The sequence below is a fragment of the Roseivivax halodurans JCM 10272 genome, assembly GCF_000521785.1.
Taxonomy (GTDB): domain Bacteria; phylum Pseudomonadota; class Alphaproteobacteria; order Rhodobacterales; family Rhodobacteraceae; genus Roseivivax; species Roseivivax halodurans.
In genome coordinates, this window is sequence record NZ_JALZ01000088.1 from 1 (window position 1) to 2,928 (window position 2,928).

Annotated in this window: 3 protein-coding genes; all 3 read left to right on the top strand. The window is 64.1% G+C overall.

Features of this window, described 5'->3' with window-relative positions; genetic code table 11:
- Positions 1-539: 539 nt before the first annotated feature.
- Positions 540-752, top strand: coding sequence for a hypothetical protein (locus OCH239_RS21110; RefSeq protein ID WP_037267404.1), 213 nt, complete (start codon positions 540-542; stop codon positions 750-752).
- Between the two features lie 124 nt (positions 753-876).
- Positions 877-2,400, top strand: coding sequence for a CHAD domain-containing protein (locus OCH239_RS21115; RefSeq protein ID WP_051489720.1), 1,524 nt, complete (start codon positions 877-879; stop codon positions 2,398-2,400).
- Positions 2,397-2,928: ParA family protein (locus tag OCH239_RS21120; RefSeq protein ID WP_037267407.1), on the top strand; the 532-nt coding region annotated here is incomplete at its 3' end. The genes OCH239_RS21115 and OCH239_RS21120, both read left to right, overlap by 4 nt.

Consider the following 2,928-nt stretch of genomic DNA (forward strand, 5'->3'; position numbering starts at 1 on the left):
AGTTTTTCAACACCATCGGCTCGCTGCCGACCTTCGCTGCGGATGACCTTAGCGGCGGCACTGCGGACTTTCCGGTCATTCGGCGACCGACCGATGCAACTGCAGCATGACGATAGACGAGCTCGCAGCCGCAGCAATAGACGTTCTGCGCCGCGGCGCAGATCACGGAAGCGGTCGTTCGAGGCTGCGCCAGACCGAGGAATCTAAACTCAACATTCGCCGCGCCTCGTCGGGGCGTCGCCGATGCGGGATAAGGCGCACCTTCGCTGCGCCACGTATCAACGTCCACTCAAGTTTGCGCGGAGACGTACTACAAGCTTGGGCTGAACTTAATCAGCCCGCACAAGCACGACCCAATTTGAGGTATGAAGCTTCAAATTTGTCGTTTCAAACCGATTTTCGGCCAAAGAAAGCAGGAGATGGGGCGCAATAGGCGCTGCCGGAGCGTACACTACCGCTTCCCGCGCCAAATATTTCTTACCCGCTTTCGATGCCTGTGCCAATGTAACGGCGTCATGACGCGAGCGGGGAGATACCTGGTGGGACCTGAACTGATAGCGGAAACGGACGATACCGGTCGTGTGCTGTGGGTCTGGATCATGGAGCCCGGGGCGCGGCGCCCGCGGCCGGTGCAGGATTTTGCGGCGGCGCGGCAGGTGCTGACTAGGGCGAACTGCCATGGGGCCAGCGTCGCCTACCTGGAGCAATGGTTCGCCGAGCGCGGTGAGGTGGAAGCGGCGCCCCATCACTGATGACGCTGCGCTTTGTGGTAGGTTTGCCACTTGATCGCCCGCATCGGCCTGTGCCACTCGCACGGGTCTTTCGGCCGGTGCGGCCGTCAACCCACGCTCAAGGACCCATGATCAAAGCCCCTCGATGACCTCATTTTTCTCTCTCTGGACCGCCGGCGACCCACGCCCGGCGCTCGACAGCACCCGTTTCGGCAAGGACCGGCTGGTGCCGCGCGAGGAGCCCTCCGACACCCCGGCGGTTCTCCACGACACGTTCGATGGCCAGATCGCCGCTGCCGGCTGCCTGCTCCTGTCCGAAGGCGACGGCCTGATCCTGCTCGGCGGCGAAGAGCTCCTCCGCCAGATCGGTGACACGCCGGGATTTGTCGCCGACATGGAGCCCGGGCGCGTGCGCGACGCGCTTTCGGCAATGGTCTCGCCGCTGCGGCGGTTGAGCCCGCTCGGCGAGGCCACGCTGGTGTGCCAGAAGCTGGCTCTGCTCGACGATCTCGACAAGACGCAAGTGCGCTGCGATCTCGTGGCCCTCGATGCCGGTGAGGGGCGCAAGGCGGCGTTCTTCAGCGCCGCGGCGCTGCGCGGCTACGACAAGGCCCTCGATCGGCTGTCGAATAGCCTCGTCGCTCGGGACGATATCAGCCGGATCGACGCCCGCGGAGCGGTTGCGACGCTCTTCCCGGGCGCTGCGGGCCGGGACTTGAAGCCCGACATTGCAATGACGCCCCGGACCACCGCCTTCCGCGCCGCGACCGACATCATCCACGCTCATCTCGATCTGGCGCGGGCGCACGAGACGGGCGCCATCGCCGACATCGACAGCGAATTCCTGCACCAGTACCGGGTGGCGCTGCGCAAGGTCCGCTCGGTGGTCTCGCTCTTCAAGGGTGTCTACGCACCCGAAGAGAGCGAGGACCTCAAGGCGCGGTTCGGTGCGCTGATGGCGCAGACGGGCACGTTGCGCGATCTCGATGTCTACCTGATCGAACGCGAAAGCTATTTGGGTCTGGTGCCCCAACCGCTTCGCCCCGGCCTCGAGCTTTTGTTCGAGGATATCGCGGCCGAGCGTGCGCAAGCTCAGGCGGACCTCGCGCGTCATCTCGAAAGCGATGCTTATGCGCGCGAGATGCGCCGCCTGCAGAAACGCTTCGCCAAGGGGGGCAAGAAGCTCGCGAAAGGTCCCGAAGCCGAGCGCCCCGCGCGCGAGCTCGCGCGACAGCTGATCTGGAAGCGCTATCGCAAGGTCTGCGCCATCGCCCGAACGATCGACGCCTCCACCTCCGACGACCAGGTCCACGAGCTGCGCATCCATTGCAAGAAGCTGCGCTACCTTATGGAGTTCTTCGCACCGGTCTTCCCGGCGGCGGAGGTCAAACCCCTGCTCAAGGCGCTGAAACGTCTGCAGGACGTGCTCGGGACCTTCAACGATTGTGCGGTCCAGAAGGAGGCGCTGGAGGGCCGGCTCAGCTCCGGCGGCACCCGCAGCGCCCGGAAGCTGGAGATCGCCAAGAGCATCGGGGCGCTCCTGACGGTGCTCGACCAGCGCCAGAAGGCCGCCCGGAGCGAGGTCGAAGCGAGGTTCGCCGCCTTCGACGCTCCGGCCACACGGGCCGGCTTTACCAAGCTCTTCAAGACCGCCGGAGCCAAGCCATGAAGATCATCGCGTGCTATTCCAACAAGGGCGGCGTCGGAAAGACCGCCACCTCGGTCAACCTTGCGCAGTCGATTGCCGAGGCGGGCCACCGGGTGCTGCTCTGCGATCTCGACCCCCAGGGGGCCTCGGGCTTCTACTTTCGCGTAAAGCCGTCGACGAAGTTGAAGGACGAGAGGTTTTTCAAGGACGTCAAGCGCTTCACCGACGCGATCCGCGGCAGCGACTACGACAATCTCGACGTGCTGCCGGCGAACATGAGCTTTCGGGATTTCGACATCTTCCTGTCGCGCATGAAGAACTCGCAGTCCCGGCTGAAGAAGGCGCTGAAAGCCGGAGGAACAGAATACGACATCGTTGTGCTGGATTGCCCGCCGAACATCTCGGCGCTGTCGGAAAACGTGTTCCGCGCCTCGGACGCAATTGTGGTGCCGGTGATTCCGACCACGCTTTCGGAGCGGACCTTCGAGCAGCTTCTGGACTTCTTCAAGGAGAACAAGCTCGCCCCGAAGAAGATCCTCGGCTTCTTCT

What these genes read in the sequence shown, in the direction of transcription:
- OCH239_RS21115 (WP_051489720.1), top strand. Translation starts at nt 877, where the DNA reads ATGACCTCATTTTTCTCTCTCTGGACCGCCGGCGACCCACGCCCGGCG.